Consider the following 18,050-nt stretch of genomic DNA (forward strand, 5'->3'; position numbering starts at 1 on the left):
GTTGACACCCAGCGCAGGCACGGGGACAACCGTCACCGCCGGTGAAGTCACCCGCTGGCGCAACGCCGTGGTGGTGGCCTACGCCGCCAGCGGGCTGGCCTTCGCCTCCTGGGTGTCCCGGCTCCCTGCCATCAGGGACGCGCTGGACCTCACCCCGGGCAACGTGGGGGTACTCCTGCTCTGCATGACCCTTGGTTCCTTCGCCTCCGTTTCCGCCTCCGGGCTGATCGTGCTCCGGCTGGGATCGAAGCGGACCATCCGGACCGGCAGCATCATGGTGGGCGCAGGCCTGCTGCTGACCGGTTTCGGCACCTCGGTCCTGTCCAGTCCGGTCGCCACCGCTCTGGGTCTGGCCGTCATCGGGCTTGGCACCGGCAGCTGGAACACCGCCTCCAATGTTGAGGGCGCGGCGGTTGAGCGGGCCGTTCGGGCGGCACATCATGCCGCGGCTTCATGGCGCCTTCAGCCTGGGGACTGTGGCCGGCGCAGGGCTGGGTGCGGCAGCGGCCGCCGTGTCCCTGCCGGTGGCGTGGCATCTGGCCGCGGCCGGCGCGGTGGTGGCCGTTTCCGTGGCGACGGCGGCGTCCTGGTTCCGCGCGGACACCACCCCCGTTGCCGGCGAGCGTACCTACACGCCGGACAACTTCGAGGACCCCAGCACCGGTCCCATTCCCGTCATCCCGGCGGGGACGCCGGAGTCCGCCTCCGAGCCCCTGGACAACAAGCGCAAGATCGCGCAGGCCTGGCGGGACCGGCGCACCCTCCTCCTGGGGGTGCTGGTGCTGGGGCTCGCCCTGGCCGAAGGCGCGGCGGGGGACTGGGTGGCGCTGGCGCTGGCGGACGGCCACGGCCAGACGGACGCTGCGGGTGCTGCCGGCTACGGGCTTTTTGTCACCTTCATGACCATTGGCCGGTTCGCCGGAACCCTTGTCCTGGACCGGTTCGGCCGGGTGCCGGTGATGCGCTGGTGCGCGGCGATGGCGGTTGCCGGACTGGGGCTGTTTGTCTTTGCACCGGCGCCGTGGCTGGCATTCGCCGGCCTAGCGGTCTGGGGCCTGGGTGCATCCCTGGGGTTCCCGGTGGGCATGTCCGCCGCGGCCGACGACCCCGCCAAGGCCGCCGCCAGGGTTTCCGTGGTGTCCACCATCGGCTACGGGGCCTTCCTCTGCGGACCGCCCCTGCTGGGGCTTCTAGCCGAGCACGTTGGCATTCTGCACTCGCTGCTCGCCGTCATGGTGATGCTGGCGGTGAGCTTCCTGCTCTCGCCGGTGGCCCGGAAGCTTGCCTGACTTTCCCTAGTATTGTGGACGGGTGACTCCCACGCTGCTTTCCTCCCTGACCACCTCCGCCGTCGGCGGCCCTGCGGGCACCTTCATCGAGGGGCGGACCGAGGCCGACATCATCGACGCCATCCGCACAGCGGACGCGGCCGGCGAGCAAGTGCTGATCATCAGCGGCGGGTCCAACCTCTTGATCTCCGACGACGGGTTCCCCGGCACGGTGGTCAGGATCGCCTCCGAGGGATTCACCGTGAATGCCGAGGATTCCTGCGGCGGCGTGGCCGTTGTGGTGCAGGCAGGCCACAACTGGGACCAGCTGGTGGAGCACGCCGTCCGGCACGCCTGGTCCGGCATCGAAGCACTCTCCGGCATCCCCGGGTCCACAGGGGCCACTCCCGTCCAGAACGTGGGTGCCTATGGTGCCGACGTCTCACAGACCATCGCCGCGGTGCGCACGTGGGACCGCGAACGGAACGCCGTCAGGACCTTCACCAACTCCGAGCTGCAGTTCGGCTACCGGGATTCCATCCTCAAGCGGACCACCGTCAACGGGTCGCCCCGCTACATCGTGCTGACCGTCGAATTCCAGCTTCCGATCGGCCGGATGAGCGCACCCATCCGATATGCCGAACTGGCCCGCGCCCTGGGAGTCGAGCCCGGCAAGCGCGCCTACGCCACGGATGTGCGCCGAGAGGTGCTCCGGCTGCGCGCCTCCAAGGGCATGGTGTGGGACGCCGCCGACCGGGACACCTATTCCACTGGCTCCTTCTTTACCAATCCCATTGTTCCCGCGGAGGTGGCGGAGGCGCTGCCGGAGTCCGCGCCGCGGTACCCGGCGGGGGCCGACGGGCTGGTGAAGCTGTCCGCCGCATGGCTCATCGACCAGGCAGGTTTCGGGAAAGGGTTTGGCCTGGAGCAGGACAGTGTGTCAGGCGGCCGGGCGTCGCTGTCCACCAAGCACACGCTGGCCATCACCAACCGCGGTGCAGCCCGGGCGGCAGACGTGGTGGCCGTGGCCCGTGAGGTGCGGGCCGGCGTCGAACGCCGCTTCGGCATTGAACTGCACCCGGAGCCGCTGCTTATCGGGCTGGAGCTGTAGCCCGCCCAGCGTCCGGCGCGCCCTGCCGGAGCACTTCCGCGGCGCCCATGAGGGCTGATGCCCAGCCGGTGAGGGCCAGGTAGATCCCCATGAACAGCCAGACCAGCAGGCCCGGTGCCTGCGGATTTGCCGCCCCCGCGGCGATGCAGGTGGCCAGTCCGGCGCCCGCCACCCCGAGTGACAGGATCCAGAGGAGCCGGGCCGCCCGGGGGTGCTGCCGCCAGTCCCGGTGGATGCGGACGCCGTTGCGGCTGACAGCGATTGCGGGGAACAGGACGGCATAGCCGCCGCCCAAGCTCAGGGCGAGGGAGGGGAGGAGCAACAGGGGGTTTGACCTGCCCGCGCTGAGGAACGCGGAGAGGGAAACGAGCCCCAGCGCCGTTCCTGCCAGGACGCCCAGCGTTCCGCCGATCATCCATCTCCTGGTTTTACGCGCAGGCAACCGCCACAAACTCCCCAAAGTCATGGTCCTACCCTAGCCGCCGTGTTGCGGGTTCCGCCGCGACCGTAGGATGAGGGCATGGCTGCACTGGTGCGAAACCGTGGTGACCGCAGGGTGCTGGGCCGGCTGCGGCTGGTGTCCCAGGGGCTGCTTGGCGTGGGGGAGCGGCCCGATTCACCGGCGGACCTGGTCCGCCGGATGACGGCCATGCAGGCGCAGGACCTGCAGGCGGCGCTGTGGGCGGTGGGCGTCCGGCTTCCCGGTTCCGGCGTCAGCAGCGTGCGGGCAGCCCTCGACGCGGGAACCATAGTGCGGTCCTGGCCGATGCGGGGAACGCTCCACCTGGTGGCGCCGGAGGACCTGGGCTGGATGCTGGAGCTCACCGCGGACCGGCTGACCAAGGGCATCGCCGCCCGGCACCGGGAACTGGGCATCACATGGGCCGACGTCGAAAAGTGCCGGGATCTCGCCCTTGACCATCTTTCGTCCGCAGGGCCGGCCAGCCGCACTGATCTGTTCGGCGTTTTCGATGCCGCAGGGCAGCCCACGCAGGGGCAGCGAGGCGTCCACATCCTCGGGACGCTGTGCCGGCACGGCTGGCTGGTGCAGGGGCCGCTGGCCGGGAACCAGCAGCTGCTGGTGGCGTTTGATCAGTGGATCCCCGAGTCCCGCCGCCTGGACCGTAAGGAGGCGGTTGCCGAGTGGCTGCTCCGCTACTTCCGCAGCCATGGCCCCGCCACCGTCCGCGACTTTGCCTGGTGGACCCAGATTCCCCTGACCGAGGTCCGGTCCGCCCTGGCGGAGATCCGGACCGAGCTGGTGGAGCTCGAGGTTGACGGCACAGGCTACTGGATGTCCCCGGAGACGGCGGCGCTCCTGGACGGCAGGGTCCCGGGCGGCCGGTCCGTCCTGCTGCTGCCCGGCTTCGACGAGTTTCTGCTCGGCTACACGGACCGGAGCCTTGTTCTTCCGCCAGAGCATGCCAACCTGGTTGTTCCCGGCGGCAACGGGGTCTTCAAGAAGACAGTTGTTGCGGCGGGCGAGGTGATCGGCACCTGGGCTGTTGCGGGCAAAGGCCAGCGCGCCGCCGTCGTACCCGAACTCTTTGACGATGACCGCCCGCTCGGTCCCGGAGCTCATGCAGCCTTCGATAAGGCCTCCCGGCGGTACCTGGAGTTCCTCGCCACCTGACCTGGCCCGAAACCCAAAAGCGGCCCTTGCCTGCATAACCGGTGTGGGGCAGCAACGGTTATGCAGGCCAGGGCCGGTCAAGCCGCTGCAGTGTCCACATAGAGGAGGAGCCGGCTGCCAGCCAGCCCGCGGATTCGGCATGCTGGCACGATGAAGTCCAGCAAAATCCGTGACCTGGTGGAGCAACGTTGGCCGCAATACCCCGTGGCTTCTGCTGGGCAATTAGGCGGCGCCGGCCTGGAAAGCCGTGTGGTTGGGGCAGCTGTACAGCAGGGGATACTTCTCCGGCTTCGCCGCGGTGCATATGTCCGGCGAACCTACTGGAATACTCTAAAACCCTGGGATCAAGACCGGCTCCTTGTCATCGCGCACTATGAATCCACCGGCGGTTCAGCCCGCTACACGCATGTAAGCGCAGCCATGCTGCACGGCTGCGATGTATGGGATGCCGGACCCTTGGTGCACGTCACAACGCAGTATTCCAATTCGCGGACCAGTGCGGGCAAGGACGTCCGGACCCATCGGCTTCCGCTCCCCGACAATGACCTGGCGTCCTTGTGGACTCCGGACGGCCGCGAGATCCAAACCACCACAATCGAGAGAACGGTTCTGGACTGCGCACGGATCCTGCCCGTCGACAAGGCTGCCGTCATCGGCGACCATGCACTCCGCAAAGGCGCGTCCATGGACACCATGTGGCAGTTGTTGGCTGAAAGCCCTGTGAAGCGTGGGAGCCGGCGGGCATCGGACCTGCTCAACGTTCTGGACGGGCGTTCGGAGTCAGCAGGGGAGACGCGGACCAGGCTGCTGCTCTCCTTATTCGGCGTGAACACTTTTACACCGCAGGTCGAAATCCAGACTGCCGAAGGCCTGTTCCGCGCTGACTTCGCCGATACTGCGGCCCGGGTGATCATCGAGTTCGACGGCACTGCCAAGTACGTGGACTACAAACCCACGGAGGCAGTGCTGATCGCGGAGCGCCTGCGGGAAACTTCCCTGATGGAAACCGGATGGCGAGTCTTCAGGGTCCGCTGGAAGCATCTGGACCGTCCGACCGAGCTCCACCGGCGGCTGATGGCGTTCCTCGGACGGCATCCCGGAACGCAAAAGCGGCCCTGGCCCGCATAACCGGTGCTGGGCAGCAACGGTTATGCGCGTCAGGGCCGCCTATGAAGCAGCTGTAGGGTCTACAGGTTGCCCGTGGCGATGTTAAGCATGCGGCGCAGCGGCTCGGCGGCGCCCCAGAGGAGCTGGTCGCCCACGGTGAAGGCGCTGATGTACTGCGGTCCCATCTCCATCTTGCGGATGCGGCCCACCGGGATGTCCAGGGTGCCGGAAGCTGCCACGGGGGTGAGCTCGGCCATGGAGGCTTCCTTGGTGTTCGGGACCACCTTGGCCCACTCGTTGTCCTCGGCCAGGAGCTTCTCGATCTCGGCGACGGACAGGTCCTCGCGGAGCTTGAGGGTCAGGGCCTGCGAGTGGGAGCGCATGGCGCCGATCCGGACGCACAGGCCGTCCATGATGACGCGATTTTCCTCGGAGGTGCCCAGGATCTTGTTGGTTTCGACCCCGGCCTTCCACTCTTCCTTGGACTGCCCGTTGCCCAGGTCGGCGTCGATCCAAGGGATCAGGGAGCCGGCCAGCGGCACCCCGAACTGGGTGGCGTCGATGTCGGTGCGCTGGTGGGCCAGGACCTTGCGGTCAATGTCCAGGATGGCCGACGCCGGGTCGTCCAGTTCCGTGCTGACCTCGGCGTTGAGCGTGCCGAACTGGCTGAGGAGCTCGCGCATGTGCCGGGCGCCGCCGCCGGAGGCTGCCTGGTAGGTCATGGAGGTGCCCCACTCGACCAGCCCGTTCTTGAACAGGCCACCGAGGCCCATCAGCATGCAGGAGACGGTGCAGTTGCCGCCGATGAAGTCCTTGGTACCGTTGACCAGGCCCTTGTCGATGACGTCGCGGTTGATGGGGTCCAGCACGATGATGGAATCGTCGTTCATCCGCAGGGTGGAGGCGGCGTCGATCCAGAGGCCGTCCCAGCCGCGGCTGCGCAGTTCGCCGTGGACCTGCTTGGTGTAGTCCCCGCCCTGCGCGGTGACAATAATGGGCAGCTTCGCCAGGGTGTCGAGATCAAACGCGTTCTCGAGCTTGCCGGCGCCCTCAGCGAACGACGGGGCGGCACCTCCCGCGTTGGAGGTGGAGAAGAACACCGGGTTGATGTTGGCGAAGTCGCCCTCGTCCTGCATGCGCTGCATGAGGACGGAACCGACCATGCCGCGCCATCCGACCAGGCCGACGGAAGGGGTAGCTGCTGTAGTCATTCGTCCAGTTTAGACTTCGGAGCCGGCGGGGCGCAGTCGGTTACGTCACGTCGGCGCGCGGCTAACAAGGCAGGCCCCTTTAGTAGGAGGGGTGCCCCTTACCGGTCAAACTGCCTGGCTGTCGGTTCCGGGATGCCCCGTTCCGCCCTCAGCCGTTTGGCCTTGGCGGCGACGCCCGCCATCCGTGCTGCGTAGAGGACGCCGGAGGCCCCGGCGACAGTGAGTATCAGGGCTCCCCACATCGGATCCTGGCCCTGCTGGTGGGCCCGGCCACCAACATGATCGAGAAAACCGCCAAGGCAGCAAAGAACACAGCCATCGTGAGGAACCCTCCGGCGGAGCGCACCTGCGGGTGCGAACTGGCGGTGACCACACCGAGTTCGTCCTTCTGATAGCTGTGGAGCGCGCCCTCGACTGTGCGGAGCAGGACGCGCTTTTCCCCGCGTGCCAGGGCCTGCTCGTGAAACGTACGGACCTGGTCGTCGGGTGTGGGTGCGCTGCCGGGAGTATTGCCCGGATTGCCGTTCTGCATGCTAGTCCTGTCGGATCGATCGGATGTGGTCCAACACCTGGCCCTCGCTGAGGCCCGAGATTTCCCGGATCGGTTCGGAAGGGGCATCAAGATGGCCGTAGCCCACCGTCCAGCCCTCCCCGCTGCGTTTGACCAGCAGTTGCTTGCCGTCGGAACCGTCGAGCAGGCGGACGGTGGCTCCGCCGTCGGGGTTGTCTTCAAGATGCTTGCGCACGATAAAGAAGTTGGCTTCTGCCGGCGTGGTATCCGGCCGCTGCGCCATCGCGAACCAGCTGAGGTAGGCCCGGGGCTGCAGCAGGATCCGGTATTCGGGTGACTCGACGGACAGGACGTTGTCCACGGAGCCGGCCGTAAGGAGGTTGATCTGCACCAGCTTCCCGGTCTCCGTCAGGGCATGGGTAACGGCTGCCACCGGACCCTCCACGGAAAGCTCCTTGTCCGCACCTACAGTGGCTGCACCGCGGGCCACCAGGGAGGATGCTCCCGCCGAGAGCAGGGAGGCGTCGTCGAGTTCGCCTTCCAGCCGGAGCGCCCTGGCGGAGGCTTCGGCGGCCGGTCCGCGCCGCAGGTTCAGGAGCACCAGGAGCTCGGCGAAGCCAAAACCGATCGCGTCCGGAAACCCTTGGCCGGCGCTCGAGGACCTGGCTGTGGTTGTTTCAGTCACTGGTTGTTCTCCTCAGTTCTCAGAAGCCAAAAAAAGTCGCCGACGGCGTCCACGCCATCACTGATAGCGCCGCCAACGGCCTCGGCCCCATCGGCGATCTTATCCCCGACGTAGTTCACGGAATCATGGATGACGGGGACGTTGTCGTAGAGGGCAAGGGCCCCGCTGGCCACCATGCACGCAGTGCCGGCCGGCGGCGGAAGGAACGAGCCGGCGCCCAACAGGGCCTTGGTGGTGGAGTAGGCGGCGGAGCCGTAATCGCCCTCCTGGAAGTTGTTGAAGGCGTCCAGGCTGTCCAGGCCAACGCCCACAACGCCCAAACCCTTGCTGAAGCCGTCGAGGTACTTGAAGGCGTTGGATCCCTCGGCGAGGTTGAGGACCTCGTGGAACTTGCCCTCGAACAGGCTGTTGGACATGTTGAAGAACTTGCTGAACTCGTTGGAGTTCTGGAAGGCCCGCCAGGCTGCCGGATCCAGGAAATCAGAGATGCGGGACTTGTGCAGCATGGCGGCGATGTCGAACAGGCCCGCCCGAAGATTCGGGAAGGCCTTGGTGAGGCCGTAGATGTCCCAGCCGTCACGGAACGGAGAATCCGGGTCTGCCAGCCAGTCCGGCCCCCAGGGGTTGTCGCTGTCCCGTCCGGGGACGTTTCCGCCCGGTGTCCCGGTGCCGGGCCCGGAATTGCCGGCACCCCCCGTGGCAGACGCCTTCTCCTGCTCGTCCGCGTGCGTGAGGAGCAGCTTCGACTCCTGCTGGAGCCGCGCCGCCGTCTTCTGCAGCAGCGCACGGTGGTTGCCGTTCCAGTCGGACCGGAAGCGGGACGCGTCCTGGCCTTTCCACGCGGGGCTGTTGTTGATATGGCCGCTCAGCTGCTGCGACTGCTGCTGCAGCATGTCGGCCGTCTTGCTGAACTGCCGCGCCAAGGTGCGCAGCTGCTCGACGTCGGCGCCCCACAAAGTTCCTGCCACCCGGTATCCCCCCAATAGTGTCCAAACCAGCAGTCCGTCAGGCTGCAGGCTTCAGCTTAGGCGAGCCCCCGCCAAGTCGCGATGGGGTGAGCTCCCCATGCAGCTGCCCACAGCGACTAGCTCCGCCTGGACTCCTCGGCCACGGCTGCCTTCCGGGCCCGCAGCGCAAAGAAGGCGCCGAACGCGAAGACCTGCGTAACAACCACCAGCACGATAGCCCCGGCGATCTTGTTGCTGCCCAGGATCATGGTCAGCCCCACGATGGCGGACAGCAGCGCAAGCAGCGGCAGCAGCATGTACCCCAGGACAAAGAGGGTTTCCGGTTTCTTCAGCATGTTCCTAGCCCTCGGTCCTTGACCATTTGGTGAATCGGTAGCGTGTGCCGTTGGCACCGGTCAGCCAGCCGTCCGGAGGAACGGACGCGGTGGCCTCCCAACTGGTGCCGAGTTCGGGGGCAAACGTGTCGCCGTCGGCCTTCACATCGATGGTGGTGATCACCGCAACATTGGCCAGGTCCGTGGATTGGCGGAAGATCTCGCCGCCGCCCAGGATCCAGACGGTGTCGCCGCCGTCGACGAACTGCGACTCCAGCAGCGCGTCATCCAGCGAAGGAACCACAATGGCGCCCTTCGCCTCAGGCGTGTCTGCCCAGTCCTTCTGCCGGGTGATGACGATGTTGGTCCGCCCGGGCAGGGGACGGTACTTGTCCGGGAAGGACAGCCAGGTCTTGCGCCCCATGATGACCGGGTGCCCGGTGGTCAGGCGGGTGAAATGCTTGAGGTCCTCGGGCAGGTGCCAGGGCATGTCCCCGTCCTTGCCGATGACGCCGTCGGGGGTCTGCGCCCAGACCAGTCCGACGCCGGTGATCGAGGCGGCCAGCTCCTCCGTAAAGGACTGCGGATCGGTGAAGTTCTCGGTGCTCATACGGCGATCGGTGCCTTAATCGTCGGGTGGTGCTTGTAACCCACCACTTCGAAATCCTCCAGCGTGTAGTCGAAGATCGACGCCGGCTTCCGGTTGATCTTCAGCTGCGGGTACTCGTACGGCTCCCGCTCCAGCTGCTTGAGGACCTGGTCCATGTGGTTCTCGTAAATATGCACGTCGCCGCCGGTCCAGATGAACTCGCCGGGCTCAAGCCCCACCTGCTGGGCAAGCATGCACGTCAGCAGGGCGTAGGAGGCGATGTTGAACGGCACGCCCAGGAACATGTCCGCCGAGCGCTGGTACAACTGGCAGGACAACCTGCCGTTGGCTACGTAGAACTGGAAGAACGCGTGGCACGGCGGCAGGGCCATGTCGCTCAGCTCGGAGACATTCCACGCCGAGACGATGTGCCGGCGCGAGTCCGGGTTGGACTTCAGGCCCTCCACGAGCTCGGCGATCTGGTCGATGTGGCCGCCGTCCGGGGTGGGCCAGCTGCGCCACTGGACACCGTAGACCGGCCCAGGTCGCCATCTGCGTCTGCCCATTCGTCCCAGATGGTGACGCCCTGGTCCTGCATCCACTTCACGTTGGTTTCACCGCGCAGGAACCACAGCAGCTCCACGGCGACGGACTTGAAGTGCACCCGCTTGGTGGTGATCAGCGGGAAGCTCTTCGACAGGTCGAAACGCAGCTGCCGCCCGAAAACGCTGGTGGTTCCGGTTCCGGTCCGGTCGGATTTGTGCGTGCCGGAAGCCAGGACATCGCGCAGGAGGTCTTCATAAGGCGTTGGGATGCTCACGCACCAAGTCTATCGGGGTTGCTTGTCCGCTTCCTGAATCCCGGCCGGGTCAGTCGTCGAACGGCTTGAACTGCTCGACGGCGACCACCCGGTTCTTCGCCCCGGGCGCCACATGGCAGACCACCAGTTCGCCGGGGGAGAGATATGGCTCCTCCGAGGGCAGCAGGCTGCCCAGCCGGCCGGGCATGTGCTTCGCCAGCTGCGCGAAGACCGTCGGCAGCGCGGGGCGGTGGGTGCAGACCACCACCGGCCGCTGCTTATCGAAGAGGGCCTCGACGACGGCCGCGGTCTTCTTCGGGCTGCGGTGGTGGCGGTGTTCCGTGAGGGCTTCCGCCATCCGAACCTTTGCGCCTGCCACTTTCGCATAGGGTGCAACAGTCGCCACGCACCTGAGCCAGGGACTGGTGACCACGCGCGGGGGCTGCCATACCTGCAGCAGCCGTCCCACCGCCTGTGCCTGCCGGGTGCCGGTGGCGGCCAGCGGGCGTTCACCTTCGGCTTTGGTCCAGGACGAGCGTGGCTTCGCTTTGGCATGCCTGAGGACCACGAGCGGCCAGGTGTTCAGCTCGCCTTCCTCGTGGGCTTTGCGCAGGTACTCCAGCGGTACGACGTCGGTGGGGTTGGACAGCAGCTTGGCCGCCTTCTCCGGGGCGCACCACATGACGCTGTCCACCTCCTTGCCGTCCGGGACCAGCCTGGTCCCGTTGGCCTTGACCGCCCAGTAGAAAACCACCTTGAGGCCGGAAGCGACGCGGTAGTGGATGGCGGGCAGCGGCCGGCCCAGGGGCGCGTCCAGCCCGATCTCCTCCCGCACCTCACGGAGGGCGCATTCAGGGATGGTCTCGCCGTCGTCGATCTTCCCTTTGGGCCATGACCAGTCGTCATAGCGGGGCCGGTGGATCAGCAGGACTTCAAGCCTGTCATTGGTGACCCGCCACGGGAGGGCGCCGGCAGCGGTTACTGCAACTGGTTCCCCCGGATGGTCTGTCTGGTCAGCTACGAGTGCATCGCTCGACAAAACGGCTGCCCTTACCGCCGGCTCAGGCTGCGCTGGCGGGGCCGAGAGGCGAGCAGCCAGGACTGCACGTCCTCAAGCGGCTTTCCGTCCTCAGCCAGGTGGTGCCGGGTCCAGTCGCCCTCGTTGTCCAGGTGCCAGCTGGCGGTTTCGGGTGCCATGTACCGCTTGAGCAGGTCCAGGACGTAGTTGATGTCGTCGGCGCTTGCCAGCTGGACCAGGGCCTCCACGCGGCGGTCCAGGTTGCGGTGCATCATGTCTGCGGAGCCGATGTACACCACGGGGTCGCCGCCATTGGCAAACGCGAACACCCGGGAGTGCTCAAGGAACCTGCCCAGGATGGACCGGACGGTGATGTTCTCGCTCAGGCCCGGAACCCCCGGCCGGAGCGAGCAGATGCCGCGGACCACCACGTCCACCTTCACACCGGCCTGGGAAGCCCGGTACAGGGAATCGATGATGGCCTCGTCCACCATTGAGTTCACCTTGATCTGGACCCGGCCGGGTACCCCGGCGCGGGCATTGCGGATCTCGGTTTCGATCCGGTCGATGAGCCCTGACCGCACCGAGCGCGGCGCAACGAGCAGGCGCTTGAAGGTGGACTTCGGGGCGTAGCCGGAGAGCTGGTTGAACAGCTTGGACAGGTCCTCGCCCACCTGCTCGTTGGCGGTCAGAAGGCCCAGGTCCTCGTAGTACCGTGCGGTCCGCGGGTGGTAGTTGCCGGTGCCGATGTGGCAGTACCGGCGCAGCCCGTCCACTTCCTGCCGTACCACCAGGGACAGCTTGCAGTGCGTCTTCAGGCCCACGATGCCGTAGACCACGTGCACGCCGGCCTGCTCGAGCTTGCGGGCCCATGAGATGTTGGCCTGCTCGTCGAAGCGGGCCTTGATTTCCACCAGTGCCAGGACCTGCTTGCCGGCCTCGGCAGCGTCGATCAGGGCGTCCACGATGGGGGAGTCGCCCGAGGTGCGGTAGAGGGTTTGCTTGATGGCCTGGACCTTGGGGTCCGCAGCCGCCTGCTCCAGGAACGCCTGGACGGAGGTGGAGAACGAGTCGTACGGGTGGTGCAGCAGGATGTCCCGGCGGCGCATGGCCGCGAACACGTTCGCCGCTTTTGAGGTCTCGGACTCGTTCAGGTACCGGGACGTGTGCGGAACGTGCTTGGGGTAGTGGAGATCGGCGCGGTCAATGCCTGCAATGACGGACAGGCCACGGAGGTCCAGCGGAGCCGGCACCGAGTACACCTCGGATTCCTCCACCCCCAGTTCGCGGATCAGCAGAGCGCGGATGTTGGGGTTGATGTCGTTGGTGACTTCCAGCCGCACGGGAGGGCCGAAGCGGCGGCGCAGCAGTTCCTTCTCCAGCGCCTGCAGGAGGTTTTCGGCGTCGTCCTCCTCCACCTCCACGTCCTCGTTGCGGGTGACCCGGAAGGTGTGGTGTTCCAGGACCTCCATGCCGGGGAAGAGCTTGTCCAGGTGGACGGCGATGACTTCTTCCAGGGCGATGAACCGGGCCACCCGGCCGGCGACTGCGCCGGCACGGGGACCGTCGATGGAGATCAGGCGCGGCAGCTGGTCCGGCACCTTCACGCGGGCGAACAGCTCCTTGTCGCTGACCGGGTTCCGCACCACCACGGCCAGGTTCAGGGAAAGCCCGGAAATGTACGGGAACGGGTGGGCCGGATCAACCGCCAGGGGGGTGAGGATGGGGAAGACCTTCTCGGCGAACATCACGCTCAGCTGCTGCTTGGCGGCGTCGTCCAGTTCGTCCCAGTGCATCAGGTGGATGTGCTCATAGGCCAGGGCCGGGCGGATCTGGTCCGCGTACACCTGCGCGTGCCGCTGCTGCAGCCGGTGCGCTTCCTCGCTGATCCGTTCCAGGACCTCTACCGGGCTCAGCCCGGCAGGGGACGGGACGGCCAGGCCGGTGGCGATGCGGCGCTTCAGGCCGGCCACCCGGACCATGAAGAACTCATCCAGGTTCGACGCGAAAATCGAGAGGAAGCTGACGCGTTCCAGCAGGTGCAGCGAGGGATCCTCGGCAAGTTCCAGGACCCTGGAGTTGAAGGCCAGCCAGCTCAGTTCACGGTCCAGGAAGCGGTCCGGGCGGATGTCGCCTTCGGGCTGCAGGTTCGGCGCAAATTCCGGAATGTCGATGCGGTCCTGGGTGGCGCGGGAAGCCGGTACTTCGGAGGAACCGAAGCGGGCGCGTACAGGAACCGCAACATCCTGGGACGTGGCTGTTCCGGAAGGTTCCGGGTTCATGGCATCTCCTTTACCTGGCGCTTGGTGCTGGTGCTTCCGGCCCGCGCGGTCTTGTTTCAACCTTACAAGCATTCATTGCCGCGAAACCCTAGATTTCCGGGTACTCCGGCGGACATGTCAGTCGACTGGACTAACCGGCCGCCACCGGCCCGTACATCACGTCCATGTCCCAGCGGGTGAACCCCAGCCGGCGGTACAGGGAAACGGCGGGGGCGTTCTCCGCATCGGTGTACAGCATCACGGCGTGCAGGCCCTGTTCCTGCAGGTGCCGGATCCCCGCGACGGTGAGTGCCTTGCCGAGCCCCATGCCCTGCGCTTCCGGCGCCACGCCCACCACATAGACCTCGCCGATGGCAGGGTGTGGTCCGTGCTGCGGGTGCACCTTGGTCCAGTGGAAGCCCAGCAACCGCCCGCCGGCATCCTCGGCCAGCAGGAAACCTGCGGGGTCGAACCAGTCCTCGGCCATGCGCGCCTCAAGGTCCGCCCGTGTGAGGTTGCCCTGCTCGGGATGGTCAGCGAAGGCCGCCCTGTTGACCGCCAGCCACGCCTCCTCATCCTGCCCCGGAACGAAAGCGCGGAGCGTAACCCCGTCCGGGAGGCCGGCGTCGGGCAGGTCGGCGCCCGCCGTCGTCATCCGCATCTTCCACAGTTCCCGCACCGGGGCGTACCCGTACCGGGCCGCAAGATCCGCGGCGGCCTCGTGGTTGCCGTGGGACCAGGCCTTCAACCCGTCCAGCCCGCGGGTTTCCACCAGGGCACCCACCAGGCGGTCGGCCACGCCCTGGTTGCGGTAGGAGGGGTGGACGGCGATCTCCAGGATGCCGCTGCCGTCCGGTTCCTCGACCACGACGGCGAACCCCGCCAGGTCCTGCCCCGTGGCGGGATCCGAATCCTCGTCAGGGGCGTACAGCGCCAGGGTAAGCAGCGAGTGCGCGGCGGAATCGCCGGCGCGCAGGGTCACCAGGGTCTGCTCCGAGATGGAGGGATTGCCGTCGGACTCTTCGGCCGCGGCAAGCAGGTCGCGGCAGTCTTTCAGGAGCTGCTGGTCAACGCCGCCTCGGACAACATGGACGGGCCACTTCTCAGGGTGCGCAGGAGTCATGAAGCAAGGCTATACGGGTTGGCGCCCGGCCACTCAGGCCTCGGTGAGCTCGTCTTCCTGCTGCCGCACCAGTGTGAGGCGGTACCCCACATTGCGGACGGTGCTGATCAGGTTCTCGTGGTCGGCGCCCAGCTTGGCGCGCAGCCGCCGGACATGGACGTCCACGGTGCGGGTGCCGCCGTAGTAGTCATAGCCCCACACCTCGGTGAGGAGCTGCTGGCGGGTAAATACCCTGCCGGGGTGCTGGGCGAGGTATTTCAGGAGCTCGAACTCCTTGAAGGTCAGGTTCAGCGGTGCGCCGTTCACGCGGGCCGTGTAGCTGGCTTCGTCGATGACCACGCCGGCGGCGCGGATTTCGCTGGGCGCGTCTTCCTGCTCAGGAACGGCCCGGGCCACCGACAGCCTGATGCGCGCTTCCACTTCGGCCGGCCCTGCCGAGTCCAGGACGATATCGTCCACAGCCCAGGCTGAGGAAACGGCGGCCATGCCGCCTTCGGTGAGGATCAGCACCAGCGGGGCACTGAGTCCGGTGGCTTTAAGGAGCTGGGTGAGCGAGCGGGCGCCCACCAGGTCCTTCCGCGCGTCCAGCAGGACAATGTCGCAGGGGTCTGTTTCGAGCAGGGCCGTGGGCTCGGCGGGGAGGATGTGGACGCGGTGGTTCAGCAATTCAAGGGCAGGCAGGATGTCGACTGAAGAGCCGGTGCTGTTCGTCAGTAACAGGATGTGCGACATTGTTCCTCCAAGGGCCGTCCGCGCATCATTGGGCGACTGAACCGGATTTCCACCGGCCGGTACTGGCTCCCGCAAGGGTTTCCGGCCGGCGCCACAGGGGGCCGGCCAGCCACCCCGGCTGGGAGCTTAGCTGAACCTTGAGTATACCCGGCACCCCCTGCGGAGCCAGAGATCCACGCGCTGCAACAGGACGTTTTGCGACATAACCCGTTCACATAAGGCAGGATTGAGCCAGGGCGGCACGCCCTGCCAGGAAGGGGCTTTGTCCCCGGTCGACGCCAGGATGGGATTGCAGCGCAGTGAGTGCAGACGCTAAGCAGAGGCAGGGTCCCGCATGACGGCGGATCTGCAGGCACCCGTTCGTTCCCTCGGCTCCTGGACCATCGGCCTGGTGGGAATCGCGGGCCTCGCGGCGATCATCGCCGGCGTCTACACCACCCGGGAAGCCCTGGTGGTGGTGGCCGTCCTGATCGCCGCCGCGGTGGGCATCGGCTGGCCCCACTTCCTGCGGATACCGGCAAAGAAAACTCTCGCCGCGGTCATCGCCCTGCCGGGCGCGGCTGCCGCGATCGCCGCCGCCACGGTACCCGGGCCCGGTTTCCTCGACTGGACCCCGGCGTTTATCGCCCTGGGAATGATGGCGGTCTTCGTGGTGCAGCTCATCAGGGGAACCGGGCAGGCGCAGCGGCTTGAATCAACGCTCGGCTGCTGTGTGGGTGTCCTGCTGTCCTGCCTCGGCTCGGGATGGGTTGCCGGGGCCAGGTTCAACGGCGTGCGCGAGATGCTCCTGGTGGCGGCCATCAGTGCCGCAGTGGCGTTGCTCACAGGACTCATCCGCTGGCCCGACAGTGTGGTCGCGCCGCTCGGCATGGTGCTGGCCGGGCTCGCCGGGCCGCTCGCCGGACTGGTCTTCTCCGACATAGCGGTCCTTCCTGCCGCCATTTTCGGCGTCGTGGTGGGTGCCGTGCTGGCCAGTTTCCGCCGGATGGCCACCCTTCGCGGCGCGCCCCTGAACGTTCCCGCGGCCCTCAGCATGGGGCTGGCGCCCGTCTCCGCGGTGGGTTCACTCGCCTACTTCATAGACAAACTACTCATCTACTAACGCGTTAGGATGGCATCATGTCCGTACTTGCTTTTGAAATCTTCTTCCTTGTCCTGCTCGGCATCGCCAGCATTTCCATGGCCTGGTTCGCCGGTTTTGTGGTCTACCGCCTCTTCAAGGGCCAGAAGTAGACCACACTTTTTCGGAGCTAGCTGTATCTCGAGGTAATTGCCGTGCCCATTGAGATTCCTACAGATCTGACCCCTGAACTCGTTCCACTTTCCTGGCTCATTGGTGAGTGGGAAGGCCGCGGCCGGCTTGGCAGCGGGGACGAGGACTCGGAGCATTTCCTGCAGCACGTTTCCTTCACCCACAACGGCCTGCCGTACCTCCAGTACCGCGCGGAGAGCTGGCTGACCGACGACGACGGCACGCGCCTGCGGCCGCTCACGGTCGAGACCGGCTTCTGGGCGCTGGAGCGCAAGCAGCTGGATGCCGATGGCGGTCCGGGCCTGATCCCGGCGGACATCGTGCCCGCCCTGAAGAGCGCCGATGAGGTGGAGGCCCTGCGCAACAGTGAGGGCGGCTTCGACATCTCGGTGTCCATCTCCCATCCCGGCGGCATTTCGGAGCTGTACTACGGGCAGATCAAGGGCCCCCAGATCCAGCTGACCACCGACATGGTGATGCGGGGCAGCCATTCCAAGGACTACAGCGCCGCCACCCGCATCTTCGGCCTGGTGGACGGCAACCTGCTGTGGCGCTGGGACGTGGCAACCGGGGGAGAAGGCGGCAAGGGCCTGGAAGCCCACGCCTCGGCTTTCCTGAAACGGGTTTCATAACCAAAGGAGCGGTGCCGTGGGAACAGTTGAAAGCCCGAAGGACTACAGCGACCTGAAGGCCGTCTTCTTCAACGGCACGCTCAAGAAATCCCCGCAAACGTCCAACACTGACGGTCTGATCACCATCAGCCGGCGGATCATGGAAAAGCAGGGTGTCACCACCCGGGTGATCCGCACGGTGGACCACGATATTGCCAGCGGCGTCTACCCGGACATGAGGCAGTACGGCTGGCAGGCCGACGAGTGGCCTGAGCTCTACCCCGCGGTCCAGGCGGCGGACATCGTGATCGTGGCCGGCCCCATCTGGCTTGGGGACAACTCCTCGCAGACCAAGAAGCTGATTGAGCGCCTCTACGCCCATTCCGGCGAACTCAACAGCAAGGGCCAGTGGGCGTTCTACCCGAAGGTGGGCGGCTGCCTGATCACCGGCAACGAGGACGGCATCAAGCACTGCTCCATGAACATCCTCTACAGCATGCAGCACATCGGCTTCAGCATCCCGCCGCAGGCCGACGCCGGCTGGATCGGGCCCGTGGGGCCGGGCCCCAGCTACCTGGATGAGGGTTCGGGCGGCCCCGAAAGCGACTTCACCAACCGGAACACGACGTTCATGACCTGGAACCTCCTGCACCTGGCCCGGATCCTCAAGGACGCCGGCGGCCTGCCCGCCTACGGCAACCTGCCGCAGGAATGGTCCGCCGGAACCCGGTTCGATTTTGAAAACCCGGAATACCGTTGACTGCTGCCCGGTGGTTGAGCCTGTCGAAACTGGAATATCGATAGAACCCTTGCCGGTGGTTGAGCCTGTCGAAACCGGAATACCTGCTGACATAAGG

17 protein-coding genes and 2 pseudogenes are annotated in these 18,050 nt (G+C 66.5%); 7 read left to right on the top strand and 12 right to left on the bottom strand.

Going from position 1 to position 18,050, the window contains the following annotated elements; translation table 11 throughout:
- Nucleotide 1: 1 nt before the first annotated feature.
- Both ACPEE0_RS04955 and ACPEE0_RS04960 read left to right on the top strand, forming a co-directional pair.
- Nucleotides 2-1,289, top strand: a pseudogene (locus ACPEE0_RS04955) (MFS transporter).
- Between the two features lie 22 nt (nucleotides 1,290-1,311).
- Nucleotides 1,312-2,379: a UDP-N-acetylmuramate dehydrogenase gene (locus ACPEE0_RS04960; protein WP_424574080.1), complete on the top strand. Its 1,068-nt coding sequence runs from the start codon at nucleotides 1,312-1,314 to the stop codon at nucleotides 2,377-2,379.
- Here the strand turns inward: ACPEE0_RS04960 and ACPEE0_RS04965 are convergent.
- Complete coding sequence (locus ACPEE0_RS04965) at nucleotides 2,360-2,794, bottom strand: hypothetical protein (RefSeq protein ID WP_424574081.1); 435 nt, start codon at nucleotides 2,792-2,794, stop codon at nucleotides 2,360-2,362. The two genes, ACPEE0_RS04960 and ACPEE0_RS04965, sit on opposite strands and share 20 nt — an antisense overlap.
- A gap of 105 nt (nucleotides 2,795-2,899) precedes the next feature.
- Between ACPEE0_RS04965 and ACPEE0_RS04970 the strand changes: the two genes are divergently transcribed.
- Together ACPEE0_RS04970 and ACPEE0_RS04975 are read left to right on the top strand one after the other, a co-directional pair.
- Nucleotides 2,900-4,012, top strand: a complete 1,113-nt coding sequence (locus tag ACPEE0_RS04970) for a winged helix DNA-binding domain-containing protein (RefSeq protein ID WP_424574082.1) — start codon at nucleotides 2,900-2,902, stop codon at nucleotides 4,010-4,012.
- A 456-nt stretch (nucleotides 4,013-4,468) separates the two neighbouring features.
- Nucleotides 4,469-5,140, top strand: coding sequence for a hypothetical protein (locus ACPEE0_RS04975; RefSeq protein ID WP_424574083.1), 672 nt, complete (start codon nucleotides 4,469-4,471; stop codon nucleotides 5,138-5,140).
- Nucleotides 5,141-5,199: 59 nt separating this feature from the next.
- Here ACPEE0_RS04975 and asd read toward each other — a convergent pair whose 3' ends face one another.
- From asd to ACPEE0_RS05030, 11 genes and pseudogenes are all read right to left on the bottom strand, one after another.
- Nucleotides 5,200-6,330, bottom strand: a complete 1,131-nt coding sequence (gene asd / locus ACPEE0_RS04980) for an aspartate-semialdehyde dehydrogenase (protein WP_035752173.1) — start codon at nucleotides 6,328-6,330, stop codon at nucleotides 5,200-5,202.
- Nucleotides 6,331-6,556: 226 nt separating this feature from the next.
- The gene (locus ACPEE0_RS04985) at nucleotides 6,557-6,862 is read right to left on the bottom strand and encodes a hypothetical protein (RefSeq protein WP_424574084.1); all 306 of its coding nucleotides are present in this window, start codon (nucleotides 6,860-6,862) and stop codon (nucleotides 6,557-6,559) included.
- Between the two features lies 1 nt (nucleotide 6,863).
- Complete coding sequence (locus ACPEE0_RS04990) at nucleotides 6,864-7,526, bottom strand: hypothetical protein (protein WP_354175149.1); 663 nt, start codon at nucleotides 7,524-7,526, stop codon at nucleotides 6,864-6,866.
- Nucleotides 7,523-8,494, bottom strand: a complete 972-nt coding sequence (locus ACPEE0_RS04995) for a hypothetical protein (RefSeq protein ID WP_424574085.1) — start codon at nucleotides 8,492-8,494, stop codon at nucleotides 7,523-7,525. Before ACPEE0_RS04995 ends, ACPEE0_RS04990 begins: the two co-directional genes overlap by 4 nt.
- 116 nt (nucleotides 8,495-8,610) lie before the next feature.
- Entirely contained in the window at nucleotides 8,611-8,829 is a 219-nt protein-coding gene (locus ACPEE0_RS05000) for an NF038396 family protein (RefSeq protein ID WP_009357123.1), read from the bottom strand.
- Nucleotides 8,830-8,833: 4 nt separating this feature from the next.
- Nucleotides 8,834-9,418, bottom strand: a complete 585-nt coding sequence (locus ACPEE0_RS05005) for a dihydrofolate reductase (RefSeq protein WP_009357122.1) — start codon at nucleotides 9,416-9,418, stop codon at nucleotides 8,834-8,836.
- Nucleotides 9,415-10,217: pseudogene (locus ACPEE0_RS05010) on the bottom strand (thymidylate synthase). The gene ACPEE0_RS05005 and the pseudogene ACPEE0_RS05010 overlap by 4 nt, the downstream one beginning before the upstream one ends.
- A gap of 49 nt (nucleotides 10,218-10,266) precedes the next feature.
- On the bottom strand, nucleotides 10,267-11,235 hold the full coding sequence (locus ACPEE0_RS05015) for an NUDIX hydrolase (RefSeq protein WP_133345749.1): 969 nt from the start codon (nucleotides 11,233-11,235) through the stop codon (nucleotides 10,267-10,269).
- A gap of 11 nt (nucleotides 11,236-11,246) precedes the next feature.
- Nucleotides 11,247-13,496: an RNA degradosome polyphosphate kinase gene (locus ACPEE0_RS05020; protein WP_009357119.1), complete on the bottom strand. Its 2,250-nt coding sequence runs from the start codon at nucleotides 13,494-13,496 to the stop codon at nucleotides 11,247-11,249.
- A 130-nt stretch (nucleotides 13,497-13,626) separates the two neighbouring features.
- On the bottom strand, nucleotides 13,627-14,598 hold the full coding sequence (gene mshD, locus ACPEE0_RS05025; RefSeq protein WP_354175153.1) for a mycothiol synthase: 972 nt from the start codon (nucleotides 14,596-14,598) through the stop codon (nucleotides 13,627-13,629).
- 33 nt (nucleotides 14,599-14,631) lie between these two features.
- The gene (locus ACPEE0_RS05030; RefSeq protein WP_133345752.1) at nucleotides 14,632-15,330 is read right to left on the bottom strand and encodes a winged helix-turn-helix transcriptional regulator; all 699 of its coding nucleotides are present in this window, start codon (nucleotides 15,328-15,330) and stop codon (nucleotides 14,632-14,634) included.
- A gap of 334 nt (nucleotides 15,331-15,664) precedes the next feature.
- Between ACPEE0_RS05030 and ACPEE0_RS05035 the strand changes: the two genes are divergently transcribed.
- The 3 genes from ACPEE0_RS05035 to ACPEE0_RS05045 all read left to right on the top strand — a co-directional run bounded on the left by ACPEE0_RS05035 (nucleotide 15,665) and on the right by ACPEE0_RS05045 (nucleotide 17,953).
- Nucleotides 15,665-16,432: a hypothetical protein gene (locus ACPEE0_RS05035; protein WP_009357118.1), complete on the top strand. Its 768-nt coding sequence runs from the start codon at nucleotides 15,665-15,667 to the stop codon at nucleotides 16,430-16,432.
- Between the two features lie 173 nt (nucleotides 16,433-16,605).
- Nucleotides 16,606-17,214: an FABP family protein gene (locus ACPEE0_RS05040; RefSeq protein WP_009357116.1), complete on the top strand. Its 609-nt coding sequence runs from the start codon at nucleotides 16,606-16,608 to the stop codon at nucleotides 17,212-17,214.
- Nucleotides 17,215-17,230: 16 nt separating this feature from the next.
- The gene (locus ACPEE0_RS05045; protein WP_009357115.1) at nucleotides 17,231-17,953 is read left to right on the top strand and encodes a flavodoxin family protein; all 723 of its coding nucleotides are present in this window, start codon (nucleotides 17,231-17,233) and stop codon (nucleotides 17,951-17,953) included.
- Nucleotides 17,954-18,050: the final 97 nt, after the last annotated feature.

It is taken from the genome of Arthrobacter sp. SD76 (assembly GCF_049726125.1).
GTDB classification, from domain to species: domain Bacteria; phylum Actinomycetota; class Actinomycetes; order Actinomycetales; family Micrococcaceae; genus Arthrobacter; species Arthrobacter nitrophenolicus.